Raw genomic sequence first — 24,922 nt, forward strand, 5'->3', positions numbered from 1 at the left:
GCCAAATCACCTGTTTGAAAAACCATAATTGAGATGTACAAACTTCTCTTAAAAGACACAAGGCACACACCCAAGTGCAACATCGTTAGGATTTGAAAATGGCAAAATTCAAAATCATGCTCGCCGCGATTCTTCTGGTGTGCGCCGCCGTCACCGCAGGCTGGTTTTTCGTCGCCCAACAAATTGATCAGCAAATTCAAACCGCGATCAATGACCCAGAGGTCAATTTGACGTGTGAGGAACAAAGCATCTCTGGCTTTCCGTTCCGCTTTGATGTGCGCTGCCTTAACGCGCAGATCAATTCTGGCGATATGGCCATCTCCATTCCCAAAATTGAAGCAACGGCACTCTTCTATCGCCCGACCCATATTCTGGCTTTTTTAGAAGGCCCCATCGACTACCAAAACGCGTTCACCGGAGCGCAAAAGCAGCTGCGATTTGAAAAAGCCGAAGCAAGCGCCCGCGCCGATTTTTCACTCAATCTCAAACGAGTGTCAGCGCAATTGGTGAACCCCGTTTGGTCAGATCAGCTATTTGGCACCCAAGATATTGGCCAAGCCGACATGGCCGAGCTGCACCTGCTCGCAAATGATGAAACAAAAACCGGCTTCTTTGCCTATGCGAAGTTCGACAATATTCAAAGTCAGCAATTGGGCGTTGAAACGCTCAACACATTGCTCGAGGCTGAAATCACCACATTGGATCAAAATCTGACCAATTGGGTTTTCCCCGCCACGCTACAAAAATTCGCTGCTGATAAAGGCCAAATCATCATTGAAAAATATCAAACAGATGGCCGCATTGTGCCGCTAGGCCAAATCCAAGCGCAAGACATTGCCCTCAATGCTGAGGGTGAATTCACGCTTACTGAGCAAGGCTTTTTGCAAGGTATTTTGCGCACATCGTCACAAAACATTGTGAGCCAGTTCGATTTGTCAGCGCTCGGCCCAATGGCCGCAGCCATTGTCGGCGCACCTGATCAAGAAGGTAAGCACCACATCCCAATTATGGCCAATTCGGGCGTGATCAGCGTGGGTATGGCCCCAATCTATATGGTGCCGGCGCTCTTTTAGCGCCAGCACCCAAAATCATCACTCAGCTTTATCGCTATGATGCTTCCGGCCAAAGTCTGGCGCGTCAGTTTCTTGCCCTGCATCAATAATTGAGCGACGGATATTGCGGGTGCGGGTAAACAACCCTTCCAACATTTCGCCATCACTGTCGCGCACCGCGCGCTGCAACATGCTGAGATCTTCCAAAAAACGGCCCAGCATTTCCAACACAGCATCGCGATTGGTCAAAAACACATCACGCCACATGATCGGGTCAGAGGCGGCAATCCGCGTAAAGTCACGAAAACCACCGGCAGAAAATTTGATCACTTCAGACTTTGTGACGCTTTCAAGATCGTCTGCCGTGCCCACAATATTATATGCAATAAGGTGTGGCACATGGCTTGTAATGGCCAACACCAGATCATGGTGTTTGGCATCCATAATTTCCACGTCGGAGCCAATAGCTTCCCAAAACGCCTTCAAGCGATCGATAGCACTCTGCGACGCATCTTCAGTCGGCGTCAAAATACAAAACCGCTGATCAAACAATTCCGCAAAACCATGCTTTGGGCCAGATTTTTCCGTACCCGAAATCGGGTGGCCCGGAATGAAGTCTACGTGTGCGGGAAGCACATCTTGTAGCGCATTGACCACATGCTCTTTCACCGAGCCAACATCTGAAACAATGGCCCCTGCTTTAAGGCCAGCCGCAATCTGTTCCCCTATTTCGCGATAAGTGCCCACAGGCGTGCACAGAATAACCAGATCAGCATCTTTCACCGCATCCGATGGGTTGGCATGAAACGCATGCCCCAATTCCAGCTTTTCCGCTTCAGACAAATGCTGCGGCGACCGATCAGAGATCACCAATTCGTCAGTTAAATTCCCGCGCAAAATAGCGCGCGCGATGGACGACCCGATAAGGCCAATGCCAATAATGGCAATACGATCAAACAATGGTTTTTCAGCCATGATCACTCATTTCTTGCAAACTTTGCACCACAAGCTGCATCTGCTCTTCGGTGCCTATGGAAATACGCAGACAATTGGGCAAACCGTAAGAATGCATCTCACGCACAATCAGTCCCTTTTCCATCAAAAGATTAAAGGCGTCCGCCGCGGTAAAACCGGGCTCATCGCCAAATTCGGTCAACACAAAATTGCACTGGCTTGGATAAGTTTTATAGCGGTTGGATTGCAACTCGCGCACCAACATGTCGCGCATTTTGGCGTTGTGGGCCTTCAACTCTGCCGTAAATTCAATATCCTTCACCGCAGCGCTTGCCGCAGCTTGGGCAATGCCATTCACATTGAAGGGTCCACGCAAACGGTTATAGGCATCCAGAATGTGTTCCGGGCCATAGAACCAACCCACGCGCAAATTAGCCAAGCCAATCTTGGAGAATGTGCGTGTCATCACCACATTCTGCGCGCGATTGACCAAATCTATGCCAACTTCAAAATCCGGCGCATCCACATATTCCGCATAAGCAGCATCCAGCACCAGCAAGATGTCTGGCCGCAAACCTTGGTGCAGACGGTTAATTTCATCGGCGGTCAAATAGCTGCCGGTTGGATTGTTGGGGTTCGCCAAAAACATAATTTTTGTTTTCTCGGTCACCGCCGCCAACAACGCATCCACATCGGCTTTCAAATTGGTTTCAGGCGCTTGCACGCAAGTGCCGCCCGCCGCTTTGGTCACGATGGGATAAACCAAAAAGCCATATTGAGACATCACCGTCTCATCGCCTGCGCCAACATAGGCTTGCGCGAGCAAGTGTAAAATCTCGTCAGAACCCGCCCCAACACCAATGCGATCTGGGTTCAACCCATGCACCTCGCCAATTGCGGCGCGCAATTCTGCGGCACTGCCATCTGGATATTCGGCCAACCGATATGCATATTTGCCATAAGCTTCAACGGCCTTTGGGCTGGCGCCCAATGGTGATTCATTGGCTGAAAGCTTGGCCAAAGACTGGCCAGTAGGCGATTTGGATTTGCCCGGCTTATATGCCGCAATATCCATAATCGAACGATGTGCATTCGGTTTGTCTGACATTTTGTTCTTCCTGAAGAAATTAGCCGCGCGCACCATAGGCAAAGCCATCGCCAGACGCAAAGAAAACTCTATTATTCATTGGTCTTTATGGTGCAGGGCGAACGAATTTTAGCGAATATGTCCCGTTGGCCATGCTGGTTGAGAAACAAGGCCGGGAATTTGCGAAAATTGCGGTGAGCGCCGCCGTCTGGTCACCGCCGGATACATTTCCTTGCGCGCCCGCACCAGCATCACCCCAGCAAGGCCTGACCCCAACAAACGGCCCATCGTTTCAAACAAGCGAGCCGATTTCAGCAATGGGCCAAAATTTGAGGGCGGCAAATACAACGCTTCGCGCCACACTTCCGGGGTGAAAGAATGATCTTTCAATAAGCGGGCCAATTGATTTTGCGAAAAGGGATGCCCGTGCCCAAATGGCGTTGTATCGCGCTGGGCCCAAAAGCCCCGCCGACGCGGCACCACCAAAATCACTCGCGCACCGGGCGCGGTCACCCGCCACAATTCTTGCATGAATTCTTCTAAATCAAACAAATGCTCCAACGCGTGAATGGCGATCACCACGTCAACGGCGCTGTCTGTCAGCGGCAGCTCCAACGGGTCCACCAAAGCAGAAAGACTCGGTGCCTCATGCGGCCAATGAGTCACACCCTGACGCTGCGGCATAAATGCCATCACCCGCTCTGCGTCCGCCCGCAACCGATTGAGATAAGGCGTGGCATAGCCAATGCCTAAAACCCGCTGCCCCTGAACCGGTGCCAGTGGCAACAACGTATCCGCAATAAGCCGACGGGAGATGCGCCCCAACGGCGAGCGGTAAAATTGCATGAGATCATCGATAGTTACCGACATGGAACTGGGTTCAACTTAGTTTCGCACATGTTATATATGTAATGCCCAACAGACCTTATTGCCAACGCCAAATTTTGAAGGATCCGACATGACGCAAAAGTTTGATATTGAAATGCTGCCGGTTCTCGACACCAACTATGCGATATTCATCAGATGTCGTACCACTGGCAAAGTGGCGATGATCGACGCCCCGGACGATGATAAAATTTTGAATTTTCTGGATGATCGAAACTGGCGGCCAGACATAGTGTTGGTGACCCATAGGCATTGGGACCATATTGACGGTTTGGCAAAAATCAAAGCCCGGTACAATTCCAGAATTATTGTGCCCGATTCTGAAAAGGACGCCATCACGCCGCATGATGCCACCATTGCACCGGGCGCAATCTTGCCCTTTGGCGTGGGTCATTTCACCGTACTGTCAACACCGGGCCACACCAGTGGACATATCGCTTATTACCTTCAAGAACAGCCAACTTTATTTGCTGGCGACGCGCTATTTTCTGTCGGATGTGGCCGAATGTTTGATGGTCCTGCCAATGCCATGTGGGACGGGCTGAAAGAGCTGCGTCATTTGCCAGATGAAACCGCGCTTTATTGCGGCCATGAATATACGATCGACAATATCAATTTCGCTCTTAGTCTCACGCCTGATCATCAAGCGTTGCGCCAACATCTGCAATGGGCGAAAGAACGCCGCACCCAAAACCAACCCACCTTGCCGTCAACCCTTGGCTTTGAAAAAGCCAATAACCCATTTTTGCGAGCGGACGATCCCACAATCGCAAAAGCCGTCGATAAGCTCGGGGCACCCGAGGCAGAAATATTCGCCGCAATACGCAAGGCAAAGGATCAATTTTAGCATTAACCAAAAGTTAAAAATCACAGGATGAAAAGTTAACAAATCCTTTATATCGCCATCATTTGCTGCCATAATCCCTGAAAAATAAGGGCAAAATTGTCCCATTTTGAAACAGGTAGGCAAATTGATGGCTGCGGAGAAGGAAAGCAATGCTTTGGCAAATGCGCCGATTGTGATTGAAGCTCAATCACATCAGGCTCGCCGCCGCCATGCTTATCGGCCCGAAGCCCATTTTGTTGCCCACCTTTTGGCCCAGCGCCCGACACTGAACCCAAATCGTCGGCAAATACGCCCCGGCACCCAAGCTGCACAATCTGCTTACCGCGCAAATGCAGAGCGGATCGTGAAGCGGATGCCTGTAGGCTACAATCGCACGGTCGAGGCTTAAAAAATACCGTATGAGATAGCAGCATTCAGTTGCTGAAGTGGAACGCCCTAACTCTGCTGCAACTCTGAACTGAGTTCTCGGCTCCATTTGCTCATTCCCGTCATAAGCTTATCTGAGATCTGAGCATAATCCGTCTCAAAAATTCGTTTGGCCCCATCCAAATCGCCAGCAACTACCTTGTCGAGCACTGATGATGCGCAAGCATGAAACTCGGCGTGAAGCCGTTTTATGACCTTGTAAGGCATGCCTGCCTTAATTTCCGGCGTCATGCTGGGTCCGTAAAGCCATTCGCCAAACGTGCAAAGGTTATCGCATTTAACTGTTTTCGGGTCTAAGTCAGTTTTACCCACAGCAATTGCAGCAGACAATTTAAGCTTCCAAGCAGCATGTGCCCCTTTCGCTTTTGTTATTTCTTTCAATATCTCGCTCGACGCCAACAGCCTTCTCCTTCAAAGCCTAGACATAAATCCGCTCAAGAGTGGATTAGTTTAATTAAAGGCTCCTTAAAAAGGAAATTAGCCCACATCGGCCGACAGGCAAATTTCGATAACAACGGGCAAATTCGCTAGGTCTTCGGCCCGATCATCTTTTCGGGCCGCACAATCTCATCAAATTCTACTTCACTCAGCAAATCGAGCGTCAATGCCGCTTCGCGCAGCGATGTACCCTTTTCGTGAGCATATTTGGCGATTTTTGCCGCAGAATCATAACCAATCTTTTGGTTCAGCGCCGTCACCAGCATCAAGGATTGCTCCAAATGATTTTGTATATTTGCGCGATTAGGTTCCAACCCAGCAGCGCAATTATCGGCAAAGCTGTTCAACCCATCAGCCAGCAAGCGCACGGACTGTAGGAAGTTATAAGCGATCACAGGCTTAAACACATTTAATTCAAAATTGCCTTGGCTGGCCGCAATGCCAATGGTGGCGTCGTTGCCCATCACTTGCGTCGCAATCATGGTCAAGGCCTCTGATTGCGTTGGGTTCACCTTGCCCGGCATGATGGACGAGCCAGGCTCATTTGCAGGCAAATTCAGTTCGCCTATGCCGCAGCGCGGACCGGAGCCAAGCCAACGCACATCATTGGCAATTTTCATCGCGGCAACCGCCAATTGTTTGATCGCCCCATGCATGCCCACAAAAGCATCATGAGCCGCCAGATAGGCAAACTTATTTTCTGCGGTCACAAATTTATGCCCAGTTAGAGCTGCAATCCGGTTGGCCACCCGCTCCGCATATTCAGGATGCGTGTTCAGCCCTGTGCCCACAGCAGTCCCCCCAAGCGCCAATTGCAGCATTTGCGGTTCCTGCGCCTCAATCGCCTCCAGCGCAAAATCTAGCTGCGCCACCCAACCGCTCATTTCTTGCCCTAAGCTGAGCGGCGTTGCATCCTGCAAATGTGTGCGGCCAATTTTGATGATCTCATCATATTGTTTGGCTTTTTGATCAAGAATGGTGCGCAAATGAACAATGGCTGGCTTGAGCCGCTTCACCAGCTCTTGCACCGCAGCAATGTGCATTGCTGTTGGAAATGTATCATTCGAGCTTTGCGATTTATTCACGTGATCATTGGGGTGGATCGGGTCTTTTTTCCCCATTTGGCCGCCAGCCATTTCAATCGCCCGGTTTGAAATAACTTCGTTCACATTCATATTGGATTGGGTGCCCGACCCGGTTTGCCACACTTTGAGGGGGAAATGATCATCAAGCTTGCCCTCAGCAACTTCGTTCGCCGCCGCCACGATCAGATCTTTCTTATCATCCGCCAACAGGCCAAGATCACAATTCACCTCAGCCGCCGCACGCTTCAAAATTGCAAATGCATGCACAATTTCAATCGGCATAAATTCATTGCCGATCGCAAAATTCTGCATAGACCGGGCGGTCTGGGCGCCATAATAACGGTCAACTGGCACCTCAATTTCGCCCATAGAATCTGTTTCAATACGTGACGTCATTTGCCGCTCCTTAAAGTGCTGTTCAAAATCTGCCGCATCATCAAATGATTTCAAGCGCTTTGCAACAATACTCCCCAACCCGCGACAAATTTTACTCTGGTCATCCATTTAAAATCGGCGTTAAATCGGCCAAAATTTTTTAAAGGATAGACCATGCGTGCCAAGGCAGACCACTTACCCCTTTCCGCCAAGCTGCATAACCATATTGGCCCAAATGATTTCGTTGATTGTTTCAGCGTAGAGCTGGGCAAAAACGCCAGCCAAGCCAGCATTGATGAATTGGCGCGTGGCTTTGCCACGACTCCGCCCAAATGGGCACAATTTTTGTTGGTGTTGCGCAATATTTTGGTGCAACCCTTTGGCCTGCGCACCGAATTTGATGGCGATCAGTCGCAAAAAGGCGAATGCAAACCGGGTGAACTAATCAACTTCTTCCGCATTTACCACCGCGACAAAAACGAAATTTTGATGGGAGATGACGATACCCATCTTGATTATCGGGTATCGGTTTATCGTTCTCCCAATCGACCGGACAAGCTTTATGCCGCCACTTGGGTGCACCGCAACAACTGGATAGGCCACAGCTATCTATTTCTGGTGAAGCCGTTTCACAAAATGATCGTGCGCTCCATGGTCACGCGCGGTGCCCGCGCTATGGACTAAACGCAAAAAAGCCAGCCTCCAACGGAGACTGGCTTAAACTTTTGCACAAAGCACAAACGACTTAGCTGTCGCGTGGCTCCATGATTTGACGACCGCGATACATGCCGGTTTTCAAATCAACATGGTGCGGGCGACGCAATTCGCCGCTGTCTTTATCTTCAACATAAGTTGGTGTCTTCAACGCATCAGCTGAACGGCGATTGCCGCGCTTCATGCCAGACACTTTCTTCTTAGGTACTGCCATGGTTCTAACTCCATCAACAAAACGGCACCTGCACCGGAAAAGGCAAGCGCCATCAGCAAACTTTAATCTGTTGGCGCGGGTTATACGCGTTCTTATTCCGTTTGGCTAGTCTTAATTCGCAACAAAACCACTATTGATCTTGTCATTTGAGGCCGATAGTACTCTTTTTACCCGTCAATCTGCCGCAAAGCAATAAAGGCACTATGTCTGACCTGAATGCCGCCATGGCCGAAACCGCTCAAAAAATTGAGCAATTTCTCGAACAATTCCTCACCGCGCAGCAGCTAAGCGCTCCATTGCCCGCACCTGAGCGATTGGTAGAAGCCATTCGTCATGGTGCATTAAATGGCGGCAAGAGACTGAGGCCGGTGCTGGTGCACTTCACCGCAAATCTGTTTGAACACCCGCAAGGCGATCTTATTCAAGCAGGCGCCGCCATCGAATGTGTGCATTGCTATTCGCTTGTGCATGACGATTTGCCGGATATGGACAATGACGATTTGCGCCGCGGCAAACCCACAGTGCACAAAGCCTTTGACCCCGCCACCGCCATTCTGGCAGGCGATGCCTTACTGACCCACGCATTCGCGCTTCTGGCGGATGAAAATTGTCACCCTGACCCAACGCTGCGCAATCAATTGGTGATTGAACTGGTTTACGGCGCGGGTGTAGGCGGCATGGCCGGTGGGCAAATGCGCGACATTGAAGGCGAGCGCAAAGGCTATGATCCAGAAACAATTTCACTGATCCACGCTATGAAAACAGGCGCACTGATCCGCGCTTCGGTCCGTATAGGCGCTTTGATGGGCGGCGCAAATCCCTCCGAACTGACGAACCTCACCTCATTTGGCGAAGCCGCAGGGCGCATCTATCAACTGGCCGATGATATATTGGACGCCACCCAAAGCTCAGAACAACTGGGCAAAACTGCGGGCAAAGACGAAGCACAGGGCAAATCCACACTTATTGCCAGCCACGGTCTCGATCATGCCAATGCGGTGATGCGCAAAGAGCTGCAATCTGCGCTATCATTGCTGGATGCCTTTGGCGAACGCGCAACCCCGCTCGCACAATTGGTCACCCATTTTGCGGAGCGGAAAAACTAAATAAGCTCTTTCAGCACCTTTTCCACCATCATCACGTCGTCGCGAGTGCAATCAAATTGCCCCACCTGAACGCGGATCACCAAGCGTCCCTTATGGTGCGTTTGGGTGAGATAGATTCGCCCATCATCATTGATCTGTTGCAGCAGCTTCTCCGTTGCCTCGTCACCCGCCTCTAGCGCAAAGCTAAACAGCGACAAGCGCGGCGTGGTGATCATCTCAATGCCGGGCAATTGTGCAATTTTGCCATAAAGCTCGTTTGACCAAGCCACATGATTGCGAATGCGTTGACGCAAATCTTCCAATCCATGCGCGCGCAGCAAAAACCAGATTTTAAGTGCGCGGAAACGTCGGCCCAGCGGCACGGTCCATTCATTAAAATTGGTCACTTCTGAGGTGCCCAATGTCTCCAAATAAGTTGGCCGCAAGCCAAGCGTACGCACCTGATCCACCGGGTTGCGCATAAACTGCACCGCACAATCAAATTGCGCCCCCAGCCACTTATGCGGGTTAAAAATAATGCTATCCGCCCCTTCAGCCCCGTCCCAAAGCTCTCGAAACTCAGGGCAGATCATCGCGCTGCCCGCCCACGCCGCATCAATATGCGTCGGCAAATCTTCTTCACGCGCAATGGCAATGCACTCTTTCATTTTGTCAAATGCACCAACCGATGTGCCACCTGCACACAGCACAATGCCAATCGGCAGATAACCCGCCGCGCGATCTTCTTTAATCGCCTGTGCCAACAGGTCGGGCCGCATGGACAAATCATCATCCACCGGAATTTTCACCAAATTATCTTGGCCAATACCCGCCACTCGCACGGCCTTATCGATGCTGGAATGGGTTTCTCCGCTGGCATAAACCCGCATGCGCGGTTGAGCGGACAGCCCTTCATAAAGCCCTTTCCACTCCAAAGCTGCCTCACGCATGGTCAAAATCGCAGATAAAGTTGCCGTGGTGGCACTATCGTGAATGGTGCCCGTAAATGCATCTGGCAAGCCAAGCGCTTTGCGCAGCCACACCATCATCGCCTGCTCCACCTCGGTCGCGGCAGGTGCTGTCTGCCAAATCAAGGCATTGCTGGCCATGGCATTGACCAATTGTTCCGCCAACATAGAAACGGGTGCCGCATTAGCGGGAAAATAGGCGAAAAAGCGCGGATGCTGCCAATGAGTCATCGCATCTGGCACCAACGATGTGAAATCCTCCCAGATTGTCTCCATCGCTTCGGCATGCTCCGGCGCTGAAGTGGGCAGTTGATCCCGCAACGACCCCGGTTCCAGCGTGGCCCGCACGGGCCGATCTCGCAGGCCTTCATGATAATCATGCGCCCAATCCGCTGCCTTTTTGCTCCACTCTTTTAAGCCCTTATGATCCATATTTCTCCCCCCGGTCCGCGCGCTTTGCTGCGCGTCGTACAATCGGATGTTGCTTCAACACATCTAGTCGATGAACAAAAGCAACACCCTTTTCATTTTCCCGCTTAATCTCAAAACCCAGTTTTTGGTGAAAGTCCATCGACAGACGGTTGGCCTTATAGACATGACTTTCCACATGCACTTGTGGGCTAGCATTTGTGCACTCTAGGAGCTGCATGAGCAATTCACTCATAGTTGCAGCATTGCGATGATCGGGATGGATAGCAAAGCCGCCAACGAACCAGCAATCGTCTTTTGGCCAGATAAAGCTATAAGCGATTAATTTGTTATCCCGCCAAACATCTGTGATGTTTGCGCTTTCAAAACGCTGTTTCAGCGCCTGCCGGTGTGCGTCACGCTCAAGCCGATCTCCCGCTGCCTCTGTATGTTCTTTCAGCAAAGCCATATCGAGATCGACAATAGCGTCGAGGAGCAAGGCGTCCTTACCCACCAAACCGCTTCTCAATATAGTCTGCCACCATTGCCTTAAACTCATTGGCAATGTTTGGCCCACGCAGGGTTTTGGCTTTTTGCCCATCAATAAACACAGGTGCGGCCGGTGTCTCGCCAGTTCCCGGCAGGGAAATGCCAATATCGGCATGCTTGCTTTCGCCCGGTCCGTTCACAATGCAGCCCATCACCGCAACGTTGAGCCCTTCAACACCGGGATATTGCTCCCGCCATACAGGCATTGATTCGGTTAAATGGTCTTGAATATCTTTTGCCAACTCTTGGAACACGGTCGAAGTAGTCCGGCCACACCCCGGGCAGGCCGTTACAACAGGTAAAAACTGACGGAACCCCATGGTTTGCAACAATTGCTGTGCAACTTGCACCTCCAAAGTGCGATCGCCGCCCGGCTCTGGCGTTAGCGAAATGCGGATCGTGTCGCCAATGCCGCGTTGTAGCAAAATGCCCAATGCGGCTGATGAGGCGACAATACCTTTGGCGCCCATACCCGCTTCGGTCAGGCCAAGATGCAAACCATAGTCGCAACGCTGTGCAAGGTCTGTATAGACATCAATCAAATGCTGCACATTGGACACTTTGGTGGAGAGCAAAATCTTGTCGCGCCCCATGCCCAACTCTTCTGCCCGTGCAGCGGACATCAACGCTGATTGAATAATCGCCTCACGCTGCACCCGCACGGCACTCCACGGCACCTCACGATTGGCATTTTCATCCATTAATTTGGTCAGTAACTCTTGATCAAGCGAGCCCCAATTCACGCCAATCCGCACTGGCTTATCATTCTGGTTCGCAATATCGATCATTTGCGAGAATTGCGTGTCGCGCTTGGCTTTGAAGCCAACATTGCCCGGATTAATCCGATATTTTGCCAGCGCTTCGGCGCAGGCTGGATGGTCCGACAAAAGCTTATGCCCGATATAGTGAAAATCGCCAACCAGCGGCACATTCACATTCATCGCCATCAGCCGATCACGAATATGCGGCACCGCTGCCGCGGCCTCATCCCGGTCCACAGTGATCCGCACAATTTCCGACCCAGCGCGCCACAACTCAGCCACTTGCCGCACGGTCTTTTCAATATCAGCGGTGTCCGTGTTCGTCATGGATTGCACAACAATGGGGGCATCGCCACCCACTTGCACATCACCAACCATCACGCCAACGGATTTTCTGCGAGGTATCACTTCGGACATCTAATTCTCCTCAATTCCCCCAAGCATATATGCCGATTGCGCGCCCCATGCAACCAAACCCAATCTTGAAAATCGCCAACAACAACCTATCTATTAAATCATATATATAACGCCAATGCGCAAATACTGGGGAGGCAGCCATGATTATTCAGCGCTTAATGCAATTTCGTCGTCAATTGGTCACGCTGTGGCACGCCTTTTGGCATCCGCTCACGCCGACCTATTTGAAGGTTCTCACCATCCTCACCGCGCTTTATGTGATCAGCCCGCTCGACATTATTGTCGATTTTATCCCGGTGATCGGCTGGATTGACGATTTTCTAATCGTGTCCTTCGCCGTGTCGTGGATTGTGTCACGCTTGCCCCGCACAGCGACACAATCACACACCCAGCACTATCATGAAACTGACCCGAACGGGAAAACGATCAACGGCACGTCCCGCCGCATGTAGGCAATGTGCAGCGCACAAAAAAGGCGGGCCGAAGCCCGCCTCATTTTTTGATTAGATCAGCTTATTCGCTTTCAAAGCGCACCAGCAAATCCTTGGCATCGATCTGATCACCTGGCTTCACTAGCACTTCTGCGATCACCCCATCATTCTCCGCGTGGATGGCTGTTTCCATCTTCATCGCTTCGATAGAGAGCAACACGTCACCAGATTGAACTTCCTGCCCGGCTTTCACCGCCATGGTGGAAACAACACCCGGCATTGGCGCACCAACATGCGCCCCATTGCCAACTTCAGCTTTTGGCCGCGCAACAATTTCGCTAGCCATTGAGCGATCAGGCACCGCAACTGTGCGCGGCTGGCCGTTCAGTTCGAAGAACACCCGCACCATGCCTTTTTCGTTCGGCTTAGACTGGCCCACCAGCTGGATTACCATGGTTTTGCCTTTTTCAAGGTCAACCAACAGCTCGTCACCCGCTTCAAGCCCATAGAAATAGGCAGGCGTTGGGATCACTGATGTTGGCCCATAAGTTTTCTGCGCCGCCATAAATTCGGTGAACACTTTCGGGTACATCAAATAAGAGGCCAAACGAAAATCATCAATTTCCAACTCGGTGATTTCTTCGATCTCTTTGCGCTTCGCTTCAAGATCAACCGGCTCGAGATAGGCACCCGGACGCTTATCCAGCGCCTTTTTGCCTTTCAGCACTTTGTCTTGCAAAGCTTTCGGGAAACCGTTTGGCGGCTGCCCCAAATCACCTGCAAAGAAGCCCACCACTGAATCCGGGAAGGACACATCGCGGCTTGGATCTTCCACCTCGGTGCGGCTCAAGCCTGAAGAGACCATGGCCAAAGCCATATCGCCCACCACTTTCGAGCTTGGCGTCACCTTCACAATGTCCCCGAACATATCATTCACGTCAGAATAGGTCTGCGCCACTTCGTGCCAGCGCGACTCAAGCCCCAAGGAACGCGCTTGCTCCTTAAGGTTGGTAAACTGACCACCCGGCATTTCGTGCAGATAAACCTCAGAAGCACCTGAACGCAGATCACTCTCAAAAGCGCGATATTGCGTGCGCACCGCTTCCCAATAGAACGAGATTTCGCGGATTGTTTTCGCATCCAATTCAGGGTCACGCTCTGTACCGCGCAGTGCCGCCGCAAGCGAGCCAAGACATGGCTGCGATGTGGTGCCAGAGAAGCTATCCATCGCCGCGTCAATTGCATCAACGCCCGCGTCAACGGCCGCCAAAACGGTAGCCGCAGCCGCGCCTGACGTGTCGTGCGTATGGAAATGGATCGGCAGGTCGGTTTCTTCCTTCAAGGTCGAAATCAATTTGCGCGCCGCCGCTGGTTTCAACAGCCCGGCCATATCTTTCAGCCCAAGCACATGCGCCCCGGCTTTTTCCAACTCTTTGGCCAGCCCCACATAATATTTCAGATCATAAGTGGCCCGATCAGGGTCCAGCATATCACCAGTGTAGCAAATCACGCCTTCGCAGACTTTGCCCGCCTCAATCACCGCATCCATGGACACGCGCATATTCTCTACCCAGTTCAGGCAGTCAAACACGCGGAACACATCGATGCCACCTTTAGCCGCTTGTTCCACGAAGAACTTCACCACATTATCCGCATAATTGGTGTAGCCAACGCCGTTGGAACCGCGCAGCAACATCTGTGTCATAATGTTTGGCGCTTCTTCGCGAATGATCGAAAGCCGCTCCCATGGGTCTTCGGTTAGGAACCGCATAGACACGTCAAAGGTCGCGCCGCCCCAGCACTCAAGCGAAAACAAATTGGGCATGCCATGGCTGTAAGCCTTGGCAATTTTCACAATATCATGGGTCCGCATCCGCGTGGCCAATAGGCTCTGGTGCGCGTCGCGCATGGTGGTGTCCGTGAACAGCACCTGCTTTTGCGCCTTCATCCATTTGGCCAAACCATCTGGCCCGTCACGATCCAAAATTTGGCGCGTACCGTCCAATACAGGTGGTGGCGCAAATTTTGGCACCACAGGCGCCGCCGCTTCCGCTGGCGGCTTTGGTCGATCCTTAACCTCTGGATGGCCGTTCACTGAAACATCCGCCAAATAGGTCAACAAACGCGTTGCCCGGTCACGCCGTTTTGGGAAGTCGAACAGTTCAGGCGTATTGTCGATAAAGCGCGTGGTATAGCTATTATCCCGGAACTTTGGATGCGAAATAATGTTCTCAAGGAAATTGAGGTTTGTAGTCACGCCGCGAATACGGAACTCGCGCAAGGCCCGATCCATCCGTGCAATCGCATCTTCCGGCGTTTGCGCCCAGCAGGTCACTTTTTCGAGCAAAGGATCGTAATAACGGGTGATCACGGCACCAGAATAGGCGGTACCACCGTCCAAACGCACGCCGAAACCTGTCGCGCCACGATAGGCAGTGATGCGGCCATAGTCAGGAATAAAGTTTTCTTCCGGGTCTTCTGTCGTCACCCGGCATTGCAGCGCGTGACCATTCAAATGAATGTCTTCCTGGTTCGGCACGCCAGACTTCGGATCACCAATCTTTTCGCCTTCCAGCACGCGAATTTGCGCTTTGACGATATCAATGCCCGTCACTTCTTCGGTAACAGTGTGTTCCACCTGAATGCGTGGGTTCACTTCGATAAAGTAAAACTCATCACTGTCCGCATCCATCAAAAATTCGACGGTGCCCGCGCCGCGATAATTGGCAGCTTTGCCCAATTTGATCGCCGCGTCAGTGAGGCCCTTGCGCACATCTTCAGTCAGATAAGGCGCAGGTGCTCGCTCCACCACTTTTTGGTTGCGGCGTTGCACAGAGCAGTCCCGCTCAAACAAATGCACCAAATTGCCATGATCATCGCCGATCAGCTGCACTTCCACATGGCGTGCGCGCTCGATCAGCTTTTCAAAATACATTTCGTCTTTGCCGAATGCAGCTTTGGCTTCGCGCTTGGCTTCCGCCACTTCCGCCCGCACAGCTTTTTCGTCGCGGATAGTGCGCATGCCGCGGCCACCGCCGCCCCAGCTGGCTTTCAACATCAATGGGAAGCCAATTTCCTTCGCCATTTTGACGACTTCTTCAATATCGTCTGGCAAGGGGTCAGTTGCAGGCACCACAGGCACACCTGACTCAACAGCCAAGTTCCGCGCGGCAACCTTGTTGCCCAATGCCCGCATCGTCTCAGAGCGTGGGCCGATAAAAATAATGCCCGCATCGGCGCAGGCATCCGCAAATTCAGGGCTTTCAGACAAAAGGCCATAGCCAGGGTGAATAGCATCCGCACCCGATTGCTTGGCAATGCGGATATATTCATCAATCTGCAAATAAGCTTCAACAGGCCCCAAGCCTTTGCCGATCAAATAGGCCTCGTCCGCTTTGAACCGATGCAGTGCCAATTTGTCTTCTTCTGCGAAAACCGCAACGGTTTTCAAGCCTAATTCATTGGCCGCGCGAAAAACGCGAATGGCAATTTCACTTCGGTTTGCAACAAGGATTTTTTTAATCGACATAGCTTCTCACTTTTTCAAAAGTGTTGAACATTAATCAAACCAACGCGCCACAACACGCTTGGTTCAATCATAAGTGGGGTTATTCGCCTAGATATTGCGCTAAGTGCGACACATCATATCCAGCATTGGCAGCTGATTTGATGATGTCGTCAGCGGGCATCTCTCCCGCTTGGCTCAGCGCCCATAGGGTGGTGGACCGTGTGCCCGAGCGGCAATAGGCAAAAACTTTGCCGTCACCAGCCATGGCATTGCGGGTCGCTTCAATCATGTCGGGGCTCACCCCGTCACGTCCCATAGGAATAGCAATATAGGTCAGCCCTAGCTTCTTCGCCTCTTCTTCAATCAAAGCACCGGCTGGTTGATCAGGTGCTTCACCATCGGGGCGATTATTGATTATGGTCGTAAAGCCTGCCTCTTTAAGGGCGGGCAAATCATTGGGCGAAATTTGCGGTGATACACTCACCTTCTCATTGATGGTTTTAATGTCCATCTTATCGTCCTTTCATCTCGACCGCATCGATCAACATGCAGGTCACAAGGGTTATAGGCGGGGCAAAAGGCCTCTGGCAAGCACATCTGAAACCAAATCAGCAGTGAATAAAGAAATATATTTATCAATTGGGATAAGAAGGGCACTATTTTGCCATGTGACTTGAATTTTTAGACCATATGATTGAAATTCTTGATCAAAATACGAGGAGTGTCGGCTGAAAATGTCTAAACAACATAAAAAATATTTGCTCGCCATCGACCAAGGCACCACATCCAGCCGCGCCATCATTTACGATCAAGAGCTAAATCCACGCGCCAGCGACCAGCGTGAATTTCGCCAAATCTTTCCGCGTGACGGCTGGGTGGAACATGACGCAAATGAAATTTGGGACACCTCCTTATCCACCATCAAAGGCGCGATTAAAGAAGCAGGCATCGCCGCAACGGATATCGCCGCCATCGGCATCACCAATCAGCGCGAAACCATCACCGTTTGGGATCGTGCTACGGGCGAGCCATTACACCATGCAATTGTATGGCAGGATCGGCGCACCGCCCGCTATTGCGCCGAGTTAAAAGAACAAGGCCTTGAAGAAAAGGTCACAGCCAAAACAGGGCTGCTGCTCGACCCATATTTTTCCGGCACCAAAGTCAAATGGCTTTTAGATAATGTAGATGGCGCCCACGACCGCGCACAAAAAGGCGAACTGGTCATCGGCACCATTGACAGCTGGCTGATCTATAAACTCACAGGTGGCGCTTCCCATGTAACCGACGCAACCAACGCCAGCCGCACATTGCTGTACAACATTCATGAGGGACAATGGGACCAAGATTTGCTCGATCTGTTCGACATCCCCGCCTCTCTGTTGCCTGAGGTAAAAGACTGTGCCGCAGATTTTGGCACAACGGACGAAGCCCTATTTGGCGCCGCCTTGCCCATCACCGGCGTTGCCGGCGATCAACACGCTGCAACCATTGGCCAAGCCTGCTTCGAAAAGGGCATGATCAAGTCCACCTATGGCACTGGCTGTTTCGCCATGATGAATGTGGGCGAAAAGCCCTTGGCCTCGTCCAACCGTCTATTGTCCACCCTGTGCTATCAACTGGATGGCAAACCCACCTATGCGCTGGAAGGGTCCATTTATATGGCTGGGGCCACTGTGCAATGGCTACGCGATGGCTTGAAAATCATTGAAAGCTCGTCAGAGGTAAATGACCTTGCCGCAACAGCTGACGAAACCCAGTCCGTTTATCTCGTGCCCGGCTTTGTGGGTCTCGGCGCCCCCTATTGGGATCCAGATGCACGGGGCGCGATTTTCGGCCTCACCCGCAATTCCGGCCCCAATGAGTTGGCAAAAGCCGCGCTGGACTCTGTTGGCTACCAAACCCGCGATCTGATCTCTGCCATGAATGCAGATTTTGGTGATGATGTCGAAGTGCTGCGCGTAGATGGCGGCATGACTGCATCAGACATGACCATGCAATTTCTAGCTGATATGTGCCAAATCCCCGTCGACCGCCCCACCAATCTCGAAACCACCGCCAAAGGCGCCGCCTACCTTGCAGGCTTGCATATCGGCCTTTGCCCACCACCAAAAGACATGATGGCACAATGGGATTTAGACCAGCAATTCAAGCCAAACCAATCCGCAGACTGGGCAGACAAAAAATATGCGGGCTGGCAGGATGCAGTTGCCCGTACATTATCGACAAGAAGCTAAGGCTCAGCCCACCACCCCGCTATGACGGGCAAGAGCTTTGATCACATGTTTAGCTGTGATTTTGCCGATCACTTTGCCTTGGGCGTCAGTCACCCCGATAATGTCATGTTCGGCAAATAGCGGCAGCACATCTTCGCAGCGCGCTTGTTCTGAAACTGTCGTGCTGCAATCGGTGCATGCGCCTTGCTCCATAATGGTGTTCACATGAATGGCACGCGCGCGGTTCACGTCTTGCACAAATTCTTGCACATGGACATTGGCCGGGTTCAGCACCACCTCTTCCGGGCGACCGGATTGAACAACCGCACCGTCTTGAAGCACCGTAACTTGATCGCCAATTTTCAGCGCTTCGTCAAAATCATGAGTGATAAACAAGATGGTCTTGTTCAACTCCTTTTGCAGCGCCAGCAATTCATCTTGCATGCCCGAACGGATCAGCGGATCAAGAGCAGAGAACGCCTCATCCATCAGCAAAATATCGACATCCATAGCCAAAGCACGGGCCAATCCAACCCGCTGTTGCTGTCCGCCTGAAAGCTGATGCGGTCGAGATTTTTCATAGCCATCTAGACCGACGGTGGAAATCCAACTCGCCGCAATTTCAAGCCGCTCTTTTTTATCAACGCCGCGAATTTCTAATCCATAGGCAACATTGTCGATTACCGACCGATGCGGCAAAAGACCAAACTTTTGAAACACCATCGCAATTTGCGTGCGCCGAAAAACGCGCAATTCATCAAGGCTCATCTCAAGCACATTTTGGCCATCAACAAAAATCTCACCGGCGGTGGGATCAATAAGCCGATTGACGTGCCGAATAAGGGTGGACTTACCCGAACCAGAAAGGCCCATCACCACATGCAACTGCCCCGGCTTCACCTGCAAATCAACATTGTTGAGGCCGATCACATGCCCGGTTTCCGCTTGTAGCTGATCCTTCGAACGACCAGCCTGCAATTGCTGCAACACTTCATTTGGTGACGGCCCAAAAATCTTTGTCACACCCCGCATTTCAATCTTATATTGCGAACTCATGAGCGACCTCCCGCCAAGCCAATTTGCTCCTGCAATTGCTTGCCATAGGCCTGCGTGATCCGGTCAAAAATAATCGCCAGCACCACAATGCCCAAACCTGCAAAAACGCCACGGCTGACTTCCAGTCGGCCAATGCCTTGCTGAACTTGATAGCCTAACCCGCCCGCACCGATCATTGACGCGATAACCACCATGGACAATGCCATCATTGTTGTCTGATTTATTCCAGCTAAAATTGTGGGCAAAGCTAGCGGAATTTGCACACCCAATAAGCGCTGTCGAGGTGAAGCCCCAAAAGCTTGCGATGCCTCTAGCACACCTGAATCAACATGCCTTATTCCCAAATTTGTTAAACGTACTAGCGGGGGAGCTGCATAAACGATTGTCGCAATCAACGCTGGAACGTTACCTGGTCCGAATATCATCACAACTGGGATCAAATAGACAAAACTCGGCATTGTTTGCATTAAATCCAAAATCGGTGTCACTACACGCAGAACAATCTGTGAGCGGGCCATCACAATTCCAAGCGGTATCGAAAACAAGATGGCAGTGACCGTTGCCGAAATCATCAGCGCCATGGTTTTCATACTGTCTTCCCATAACTCCATGAGACCAGCGAAAAACAATCCCACAGCGACCAAGATTGGCAACAATGGTGTTCTCGTAGCACCATACGCTAACCAAGATAGCGCCAAGATAATCAGCCACCAGGGCGTCGCTAACAGCACATCTTCAATTGTATTAAGCATCACGCGCAAAGGATACGCAGCCGATTCAAATCCGTAGCTCCATTCACGCACCACCCAGTTAAGACCATCGTCTAGCCAATACCTAAGCGGCCGCGTATCGATAAATTCGGGAAATTCGCCTTCAAACATGCCCAACACTCTCTCATGCAAAATGGCCAGACGATTCTATCGCCTGGCCATTAAAATTGCTCTGTTTCTGCGCCTTAAAGGGCCGCTTTCACTTTTTCGGCCACGTCAGCAGGTACCCATTGGGTCCAAACGTCTTCTTCAGTTTTCAAGAAGTTTTCTGCTGTTTCTTCCGCGCCAGCTTTGTTTTCAGCGCCCCAGTTCAACATTTTTGAAATTTGAACATTGTTAAGCGCAACGTTGCTCAAATAGTCAAAAACCACTGGTGCTTCTTCTGAAAGCCATGCTGCTGTACCCACGGTCACAGGAGGCGTTGGAAACGCACTTTTGCCTTTGGCTTCACAAGCTGCATCAACGTTGCAGGCCCAAACCTCTGGGTCATGCTCCGGCATTTCAAGCTGCACCATATCATATTTACCCATAATGGCGGTCGGCCCCCAATAATAGAACACAATTGGTTCCTCGCGTTCGAAAGCACGCACAATTGAGGCATCTAGATTGCCGCCAGAGCCCGGTGAAAATAGATTAAAGCTATCTTCTAGCTCATAGGCTTCAAACAATGCCGCATTGGCAATTTCACAACCCCAACCTGGAGGGCAAGAGTAGAAACGGCCTTGGTCTGGTTCGTCAGGGTCTTTGAACAACTCCGCATGCGCAGGCAAATCTTCAACCCGCTTAAGGTCTGGGTTTTGCTCAGCCACATAAGTTGGAATCCACCAGCCCTCAACGGCACCATCAGAAATGGCGAGGCCAGCATCTTTAACTGCACCTTCTTCCAAACCCTTTTTCCATTGGTCTTGCACCGTGCCGATCCACAATTCTGGCGCAATTGCCGGGCGGCCTTTTGATAGCATGGACGCTGATGTCGGCACGGAATCGCCAGCCACCAGCTCAACCTCGCAACCATAGCCTTCTTCAAGGATTTTCGCGTGAATGTGCGCCAACGCAGCCGCGGACGGCCAATTCATCTCTGCAATATCGATTTTCCGGTCGGTGCCGCATTCCGCCGCAACCGCACCACCTGTTGCGCCCAGCGCAAAAATCGCTGTTGCAATCGCCAATTTTAGTCTTTGCATATCTAGTTCTCCCGACATTATGCAAGATTTGGCAACAGCATAGCCAGCCCTTACTAGACGGTCAAATATGACAATTTGGAGAATATGATCCGGAAATACTTATGACGTTGAAGAAAGGCGGGTAAATTATAACGCCACATTCATCTATTGAAGAAATTTACTCATGAAACGGAAAAGCTTATTTTCCACTTTCTCTTCAAAACAAAAAATCTTGATCAATAACTGGCAAACAATAATTGCATTTACCCTAGTTTGAGCCGGAAACCCATCCTTGCCAAACCTGCGGCATCGTCGCGATAAAATGAGTGGCCACAGCTTCCGCGTTCAAATTGCCGCGTTCTTGCACCGCCAGCAATTCGTTCATCACAGCGATCGGTATGGTGGCACGCCGTAAATATCCCAGCAGTTCTGGCATATCACCACGCACATCACTCACCGCAATCAACCCGATTTGCTCACTCGGAAAATCACTAATTTGTGGCGCACTGCAATCAGTTTCGGCCAAACACGGATAGGCGTCCGCCAAAAATTCTCCCATCTCCAAAGCAGCAAATTCAAATTGATGCAGCACGGCATTGGGCTGCCAATAATAAAATACTGCAGGCTCACGGCCTGAAATCACCTGACCAATCAGCTGGTCCATTTCAAACCGAGATTGGGGCACCACCACATCAAATGCATTTTGCACGCCAAAGGCTGCAATCAAATTATCATTGATCACATGGCAAGCCCACTTCTCCGGGCAGGTGATAAAGCGGATTTTCTCACGGGCGTATAGCTCCGGCATATTGGGCAAATTAGCCGCCTGCTGCAGTTGAGGAAAGTCGGTGATCACCTTTTGGGGCACAAACCAGCCTTCAAGCACCGTTTGGTCAAATGTCTGCGCCGCCATAAAAGCACGCTGTGCCTCGCCAATCGCATTCCATTGCGCGGCAACGCGGGTCACCCAAAATTCCGGCACGATATTCGGTTCTTGCGCCGCATCAATGGTCGCCGCCACATTGGCAAGGTCGCTTTGCACCACTTGCGCATCGCAATCAAATTCATCGCGCAAAATCTGCCGATGGATTTGCGCCAATATGCTCGCGGAAGGCCATTGCAAATCCGCAATGGTCACCGTTACGCCGCGGCATCCCGCAAATGTTGGCTCAGCATTCTCCTGCGTGAAACCATCTGTGGCCCACATTGTGCCCAAAACCAAAAATATCGCTGCTGCCCAACCGCGCATCACAAATGCCTTTCACCAAATTCTTGGCCAATGTGACCATTTTGGCCGCACAAATCAATTCCAAAGGCGAATTCAATAAAGCTGGTCATCGCACGCCAAAAACTGCCCGATTTTGCCTTAACCCTCTCATTTTGTAACCATTTTTGTTACGCGTGAAATTAACGTAATTCGTAACCTTTTGGCCTTTATTGCCACAAAAGCTGGTGACTCTTATTAAAAAATGGTTATTGTTGAGCCAACGAGGGAGGAACACGACCTCGGCCACAAGCGGATAGCGCATTAATAAGCTTGGGAAAAAGCGCCCTATCCGCAGAACAAAGATGTACAAATTAGAGGGAAATTATGCGTCATCTTAAACTCGCACTTACAGCAGCCGCTGCACTTTCAGTTGCAACACCGGCTGTGGCTGAAGACGTAAATATCGGTATTCTTCTGGGGTATACCGGTCCACTTGAAACATTGGCACCACCAATTGGTGATGCTGCCAAATTGGCTTTGCAGCATGTGAATGAGCAAGGCGGCATTTTGGGCGGCGAAGCAAAGTTCACCATCGGTGACTCAACTTGTGCCGACGCAACTGCTGCTGCCACTGCAGCTGACCGTTTGATCAACGCTGACGGCGTTGATGCAATCGTTGGCGCAATGTGCTCAGGCGCAACCATTTCTGCAGCCAACACAGCAGCAATTCCTGCTGGCGTTGTGATGGTATCTCCATCAGCTTCTTCACCAGCGGTTACAACTGTTGAAGATAATGACTTGCTTTTCCGCGTTGGCCCATCTGACGCTTACCAAGGTGAAGTTGTTGCTCGCATGTTGTTGGCCAAAGGCATCAACGACATCGCGATCACATATGTGAACAACGACTACGGTAAAGGCTTCGCAGACGCATTGGCTACAGCTTACGAAGCTGGTGGCGGCGATGTGATGATCTCTGAAGCACACGAAGAAGGCAAATCAGACTACCGCGCTGAATTGGGTTCTTTGGCTGCTAGCGGCTCACAAAACCTCATCATCTTGGCTTATGCTTCTGGCTCAGGCCAAACCATCCTGCGTCAAGCAATCGAAGCTGGTGACTTTGTAACCTACTTCGGTGGTGACGGCATGGTAGCAGACGCATTGGTAACAGGCATCAACCCATCAGCGGTTGAAGGCATGTTGGCAACACGTCAAGGCCGCTTGGAAACAGATGGCACATCTGTTTACGAGAAATTGGCAACAGACGCTGGTCTAGACCCAATCGCTTCATTCGGCCCACAAGCCTATGACGCTGCATTCTTGTTGGCTCTTGCTTTCGAGCAAAAAGGCAACACAGACCGTGAAGGCGTAAACGAAGCATTGCGCTCAGTTGCAACTGCTCCAGGTGAAGTGATCTTGCCTGGTGAGTGGGAAAAAGCCAAAAAGCTGATCGCTGAAGGTAAAGAAATCAACTATGAAGGCGCTGGCGGTAACCACGAGTTTGATGAAGCTGGTGACGTTGCAGGTGCAATCGTAGAAATGACCATTAAAGATGGTGTGTTTGTTGAAGTTGGCCCACTGAAATAAGCCAACCTAAAACAAATTGTTTTGAACCCGGCGCTTCGGCGTCGGGTTTTTTATTGCGCATCGCCTGCCCTCGCCCTAGGCTGAGCCTCCTACCAAACCAAGGTGACGCCCATGAGCTACGATCCAGAAACCTTTGCCTTCTACGCGCAAAACGCAAAAACCTATGCTGGCCGACGCCAAAAGCCCTCAGATACATTGCTGGTCTTTTTAAAAACATTGCCCGAAGGCGCCTCCATTCTTGAATTGGGCTGCGGGGCCGGGCTGGAAGCCAGCTACATGAAAGCACAAGGGTTCAACGTCACCCCAACAGAGGGCAACCCCGCGTTGGCGGCTGAAGCCGAACAAAATTTCGGTGCCCCGGTTCAAATTATGCGCTTCGATGAACTTGAGGCCGAAGAAAGCTACAATGCTGTGTGGGCCAATATGTGCTTGCTCCACGCCCCATGGGAAAGCCTAGAAGATATTCTGCAGCGCATTCATAAGGCATTGGTGCCCGGTGGCGTGCTTTGGGCGAGCTTTAAAATTGGCCAAGGCGAAAAGCGCGACGAGTTGGGCCGCTATTATAATCTGCCCACCAAATCGATGCTGTCAGATAAATTCAGCACTGCAGCAGATTGGGCCCAAATTGAGCAAATTGACGGTATTGGCGGCGTGGGCGCTGACAATCAACCCTATCAATCCATCTGGTGCGTTGCGCATAAAATAGGCGCCGCTTCGTAAGA

Annotated in this window: 24 protein-coding genes; 9 read left to right on the top strand and 15 right to left on the bottom strand. The window is 51.2% G+C overall.

Annotated features, from left to right (window positions below):
• The first annotated feature begins 98 nt into the window (after positions 1–98).
• Complete coding sequence (locus ATL17_RS13220; RefSeq protein WP_133573304.1) at positions 99–1,073, top strand: DUF2125 domain-containing protein; 975 nt, start codon at positions 99–101, stop codon at positions 1,071–1,073.
• Positions 1,074–1,091: 18 nt separating this feature from the next.
• Here the strand turns inward: ATL17_RS13220 and ATL17_RS13225 are convergent, their stop codons facing one another.
• The 3 genes from ATL17_RS13225 to ATL17_RS13235 form a co-directional block, all read right to left on the bottom strand.
• Positions 1,092–2,027 carry a prephenate/arogenate dehydrogenase family protein gene (locus ATL17_RS13225; RefSeq protein ID WP_133573305.1) on the bottom strand — a complete coding sequence of 312 codons (936 nt, stop codon included), beginning with the start codon at positions 2,025–2,027 and terminating at the stop codon, positions 1,092–1,094.
• Entirely contained in the window at positions 2,020–3,114 is a 1,095-nt protein-coding gene (gene hisC / locus ATL17_RS13230; RefSeq protein ID WP_133573306.1) for a histidinol-phosphate transaminase, read from the bottom strand. Before hisC ends, ATL17_RS13225 begins: the two co-directional genes overlap by 8 nt.
• A 108-nt stretch (positions 3,115–3,222) precedes the next feature.
• Complete coding sequence (locus ATL17_RS13235) at positions 3,223–3,963, bottom strand: class I SAM-dependent methyltransferase (protein WP_133573307.1); 741 nt, start codon at positions 3,961–3,963, stop codon at positions 3,223–3,225.
• 88 nt (positions 3,964–4,051) lie between these two features.
• On the opposite strand from ATL17_RS13235, the gene gloB reads away from it, so the two are divergent.
• A complete protein-coding gene (gene gloB, locus ATL17_RS13240) occupies positions 4,052–4,825 on the top strand; it encodes a hydroxyacylglutathione hydrolase (RefSeq protein WP_133573308.1) in 774 nt (257 codons plus the stop codon).
• Positions 4,826–4,952: 127 nt separating this feature from the next.
• Positions 4,953–5,213, top strand: coding sequence for a hypothetical protein (locus ATL17_RS13245; protein WP_133573309.1), 261 nt, complete (start codon positions 4,953–4,955; stop codon positions 5,211–5,213).
• 47 nt (positions 5,214–5,260) lie between these two features.
• On the opposite strand, the gene ATL17_RS13250 is transcribed toward ATL17_RS13245, so the two are convergent.
• Both ATL17_RS13250 and fumC read right to left on the bottom strand, forming a co-directional pair.
• Complete coding sequence (locus tag ATL17_RS13250; protein ID WP_166639041.1) at positions 5,261–5,650, bottom strand: CZB domain-containing protein; 390 nt, start codon at positions 5,648–5,650, stop codon at positions 5,261–5,263.
• Positions 5,651–5,778: 128 nt separating this feature from the next.
• Entirely contained in the window at positions 5,779–7,170 is a 1,392-nt protein-coding gene (gene fumC, locus ATL17_RS13255) for a class II fumarate hydratase (protein ID WP_133573311.1), read from the bottom strand.
• 153 nt (positions 7,171–7,323) lie between these two features.
• On the opposite strand from fumC, the gene ATL17_RS13260 reads away from it, so the two are divergent.
• A complete protein-coding gene (locus ATL17_RS13260; RefSeq protein ID WP_133573312.1) occupies positions 7,324–7,833 on the top strand; it encodes a DUF2867 domain-containing protein in 510 nt (169 codons plus the stop codon).
• A gap of 61 nt (positions 7,834–7,894) precedes the next feature.
• Here the strand turns inward: ATL17_RS13260 and rpmF are convergent, their stop codons facing one another.
• Entirely contained in the window at positions 7,895–8,077 is a 183-nt protein-coding gene (rpmF, locus tag ATL17_RS13265) for a 50S ribosomal protein L32 (protein WP_133573313.1), read from the bottom strand.
• Positions 8,078–8,280: 203 nt separating this feature from the next.
• On the opposite strand from rpmF, the gene ATL17_RS13270 reads away from it, so the two are divergent.
• A complete protein-coding gene (locus tag ATL17_RS13270) occupies positions 8,281–9,183 on the top strand; it encodes a polyprenyl synthetase family protein (protein ID WP_133573314.1) in 903 nt (300 codons plus the stop codon).
• Here the strand turns inward: ATL17_RS13270 and ATL17_RS13275 are convergent.
• The 3 genes from ATL17_RS13275 to ispG are packed head-to-tail and all read right to left on the bottom strand — an operon-like array spanning position 9,180 to position 12,265.
• The gene (locus ATL17_RS13275) at positions 9,180–10,562 is read right to left on the bottom strand and encodes a pyridoxal phosphate-dependent decarboxylase family protein (protein WP_133573315.1); all 1,383 of its coding nucleotides are present in this window, start codon (positions 10,560–10,562) and stop codon (positions 9,180–9,182) included. The two genes, ATL17_RS13270 and ATL17_RS13275, sit on opposite strands and share 4 nt — an antisense overlap.
• The gene (locus tag ATL17_RS13280) at positions 10,552–11,052 is read right to left on the bottom strand and encodes a GNAT family N-acetyltransferase (RefSeq protein ID WP_166639042.1); all 501 of its coding nucleotides are present in this window, start codon (positions 11,050–11,052) and stop codon (positions 10,552–10,554) included. Before ATL17_RS13280 ends, ATL17_RS13275 begins: the two co-directional genes overlap by 11 nt.
• The gene (gene ispG, locus ATL17_RS13285) at positions 11,045–12,265 is read right to left on the bottom strand and encodes a flavodoxin-dependent (E)-4-hydroxy-3-methylbut-2-enyl-diphosphate synthase (RefSeq protein ID WP_133573317.1); all 1,221 of its coding nucleotides are present in this window, start codon (positions 12,263–12,265) and stop codon (positions 11,045–11,047) included. Before ispG ends, ATL17_RS13280 begins: the two co-directional genes overlap by 8 nt.
• Before the next feature lie 140 nt (positions 12,266–12,405).
• Here ispG and ATL17_RS13290 point away from each other — a divergent pair, with 140 nt between their 5' ends.
• Positions 12,406–12,717, top strand: a complete 312-nt coding sequence (locus tag ATL17_RS13290; protein ID WP_133573318.1) for a YkvA family protein — start codon at positions 12,406–12,408, stop codon at positions 12,715–12,717.
• A 61-nt stretch (positions 12,718–12,778) separates the two neighbouring features.
• Here the strand turns inward: ATL17_RS13290 and pyc are convergent, their stop codons facing one another.
• Together pyc and ATL17_RS13300 are read right to left on the bottom strand one after the other, a co-directional pair.
• The gene (gene pyc / locus ATL17_RS13295) at positions 12,779–16,225 is read right to left on the bottom strand and encodes a pyruvate carboxylase (RefSeq protein WP_133573319.1); all 3,447 of its coding nucleotides are present in this window, start codon (positions 16,223–16,225) and stop codon (positions 12,779–12,781) included.
• Between the two features lie 79 nt (positions 16,226–16,304).
• Positions 16,305–16,715: a protein tyrosine phosphatase family protein gene (locus tag ATL17_RS13300; RefSeq protein ID WP_133573320.1), complete on the bottom strand. Its 411-nt coding sequence runs from the start codon at positions 16,713–16,715 to the stop codon at positions 16,305–16,307.
• 223 nt (positions 16,716–16,938) lie between these two features.
• Between ATL17_RS13300 and glpK the strand changes: the two genes are divergently transcribed.
• Complete coding sequence (glpK, locus tag ATL17_RS13305) at positions 16,939–18,441, top strand: glycerol kinase GlpK (protein ID WP_133573321.1); 1,503 nt, start codon at positions 16,939–16,941, stop codon at positions 18,439–18,441.
• A gap of 3 nt (positions 18,442–18,444) precedes the next feature.
• On the opposite strand, the gene ATL17_RS13310 is transcribed toward glpK, so the two are convergent.
• From ATL17_RS13310 to ATL17_RS13325, 4 genes are all read right to left on the bottom strand, one after another.
• Complete coding sequence (locus ATL17_RS13310; protein WP_133573322.1) at positions 18,445–19,476, bottom strand: quaternary amine ABC transporter ATP-binding protein; 1,032 nt, start codon at positions 19,474–19,476, stop codon at positions 18,445–18,447.
• A complete protein-coding gene (locus tag ATL17_RS13315) occupies positions 19,473–20,357 on the bottom strand; it encodes an ABC transporter permease (protein ID WP_133573323.1) in 885 nt (294 codons plus the stop codon). The genes ATL17_RS13310 and ATL17_RS13315 overlap by 4 nt, the downstream gene beginning before the upstream one ends.
• Before the next feature lie 74 nt (positions 20,358–20,431).
• Positions 20,432–21,430: an ABC transporter substrate-binding protein gene (locus ATL17_RS13320; RefSeq protein ID WP_246028722.1), complete on the bottom strand. Its 999-nt coding sequence runs from the start codon at positions 21,428–21,430 to the stop codon at positions 20,432–20,434.
• Between the two features lie 247 nt (positions 21,431–21,677).
• A complete protein-coding gene (locus ATL17_RS13325; protein WP_133573325.1) occupies positions 21,678–22,658 on the bottom strand; it encodes a glycine betaine ABC transporter substrate-binding protein in 981 nt (326 codons plus the stop codon).
• 342 nt (positions 22,659–23,000) lie between these two features.
• Between ATL17_RS13325 and ATL17_RS13330 the strand changes: the two genes are divergently transcribed.
• The gene (locus tag ATL17_RS13330; RefSeq protein ID WP_133573326.1) at positions 23,001–24,200 is read left to right on the top strand and encodes an ABC transporter substrate-binding protein; all 1,200 of its coding nucleotides are present in this window, start codon (positions 23,001–23,003) and stop codon (positions 24,198–24,200) included.
• 111 nt (positions 24,201–24,311) lie between these two features.
• Entirely contained in the window at positions 24,312–24,920 is a 609-nt protein-coding gene (locus ATL17_RS13335) for a class I SAM-dependent methyltransferase (RefSeq protein WP_133573327.1), read from the top strand.
• The last annotated feature ends 2 nt before the right edge of the window (positions 24,921–24,922 follow it).

The sequence above is a fragment of the Maritalea mobilis genome, assembly GCF_004363175.1.
GTDB classification, from domain to species: domain Bacteria; phylum Pseudomonadota; class Alphaproteobacteria; order Rhizobiales; family Devosiaceae; genus Maritalea; species Maritalea mobilis.

What these genes read in the sequence shown, in the direction of transcription:
- ATL17_RS13220 (WP_133573304.1), top strand. Translation starts at nt 99, where the DNA reads ATGGCAAAATTCAAAATCATGCTCGCCGCGATTCTTCTGGTGTGCGCC.
- ATL17_RS13225 (WP_133573305.1), bottom strand. Translation starts at nt 2,027, where the DNA reads ATGGCTGAAAAACCATTGTTTGATCGTATTGCCATTATTGGCATTGGC.
- hisC (WP_133573306.1), bottom strand. Translation starts at nt 3,114, where the DNA reads ATGTCAGACAAACCGAATGCACATCGTTCGATTATGGATATTGCGGCA.
- ATL17_RS13235 (WP_133573307.1), bottom strand. Translation starts at nt 3,963, where the DNA reads ATGTCGGTAACTATCGATGATCTCATGCAATTTTACCGCTCGCCGTTG.
- gloB (WP_133573308.1), top strand. Translation starts at nt 4,052, where the DNA reads ATGACGCAAAAGTTTGATATTGAAATGCTGCCGGTTCTCGACACCAAC.
- ATL17_RS13245 (WP_133573309.1), top strand. Translation starts at nt 4,953, where the DNA reads ATGGCTGCGGAGAAGGAAAGCAATGCTTTGGCAAATGCGCCGATTGTG.
- fumC (WP_133573311.1), bottom strand. Translation starts at nt 7,170, where the DNA reads ATGACGTCACGTATTGAAACAGATTCTATGGGCGAAATTGAGGTGCCA.
- ATL17_RS13260 (WP_133573312.1), top strand. Translation starts at nt 7,324, where the DNA reads ATGCGTGCCAAGGCAGACCACTTACCCCTTTCCGCCAAGCTGCATAAC.
- rpmF (WP_133573313.1), bottom strand. Translation starts at nt 8,077, where the DNA reads ATGGCAGTACCTAAGAAGAAAGTGTCTGGCATGAAGCGCGGCAATCGC.
- ATL17_RS13270 (WP_133573314.1), top strand. Translation starts at nt 8,281, where the DNA reads ATGTCTGACCTGAATGCCGCCATGGCCGAAACCGCTCAAAAAATTGAG.
- ATL17_RS13275 (WP_133573315.1), bottom strand. Translation starts at nt 10,562, where the DNA reads ATGGATCATAAGGGCTTAAAAGAGTGGAGCAAAAAGGCAGCGGATTGG.
- ispG (WP_133573317.1), bottom strand. Translation starts at nt 12,265, where the DNA reads ATGTCCGAAGTGATACCTCGCAGAAAATCCGTTGGCGTGATGGTTGGT.
- ATL17_RS13290 (WP_133573318.1), top strand. Translation starts at nt 12,406, where the DNA reads ATGATTATTCAGCGCTTAATGCAATTTCGTCGTCAATTGGTCACGCTG.
- pyc (WP_133573319.1), bottom strand. Translation starts at nt 16,225, where the DNA reads ATGTCGATTAAAAAAATCCTTGTTGCAAACCGAAGTGAAATTGCCATT.
- ATL17_RS13300 (WP_133573320.1), bottom strand. Translation starts at nt 16,715, where the DNA reads ATGGACATTAAAACCATCAATGAGAAGGTGAGTGTATCACCGCAAATT.
- glpK (WP_133573321.1), top strand. Translation starts at nt 16,939, where the DNA reads ATGTCTAAACAACATAAAAAATATTTGCTCGCCATCGACCAAGGCACC.
- ATL17_RS13310 (WP_133573322.1), bottom strand. Translation starts at nt 19,476, where the DNA reads ATGAGTTCGCAATATAAGATTGAAATGCGGGGTGTGACAAAGATTTTT.
- ATL17_RS13315 (WP_133573323.1), bottom strand. Translation starts at nt 20,357, where the DNA reads ATGTTTGAAGGCGAATTTCCCGAATTTATCGATACGCGGCCGCTTAGG.
- ATL17_RS13320 (WP_246028722.1), bottom strand. Translation starts at nt 21,430, where the DNA reads ATGCAAAGACTAAAATTGGCGATTGCAACAGCGATTTTTGCGCTGGGC.
- ATL17_RS13325 (WP_133573325.1), bottom strand. Translation starts at nt 22,658, where the DNA reads ATGCGCGGTTGGGCAGCAGCGATATTTTTGGTTTTGGGCACAATGTGG.
- ATL17_RS13330 (WP_133573326.1), top strand. Translation starts at nt 23,001, where the DNA reads ATGCGTCATCTTAAACTCGCACTTACAGCAGCCGCTGCACTTTCAGTT.
- ATL17_RS13335 (WP_133573327.1), top strand. Translation starts at nt 24,312, where the DNA reads ATGAGCTACGATCCAGAAACCTTTGCCTTCTACGCGCAAAACGCAAAA.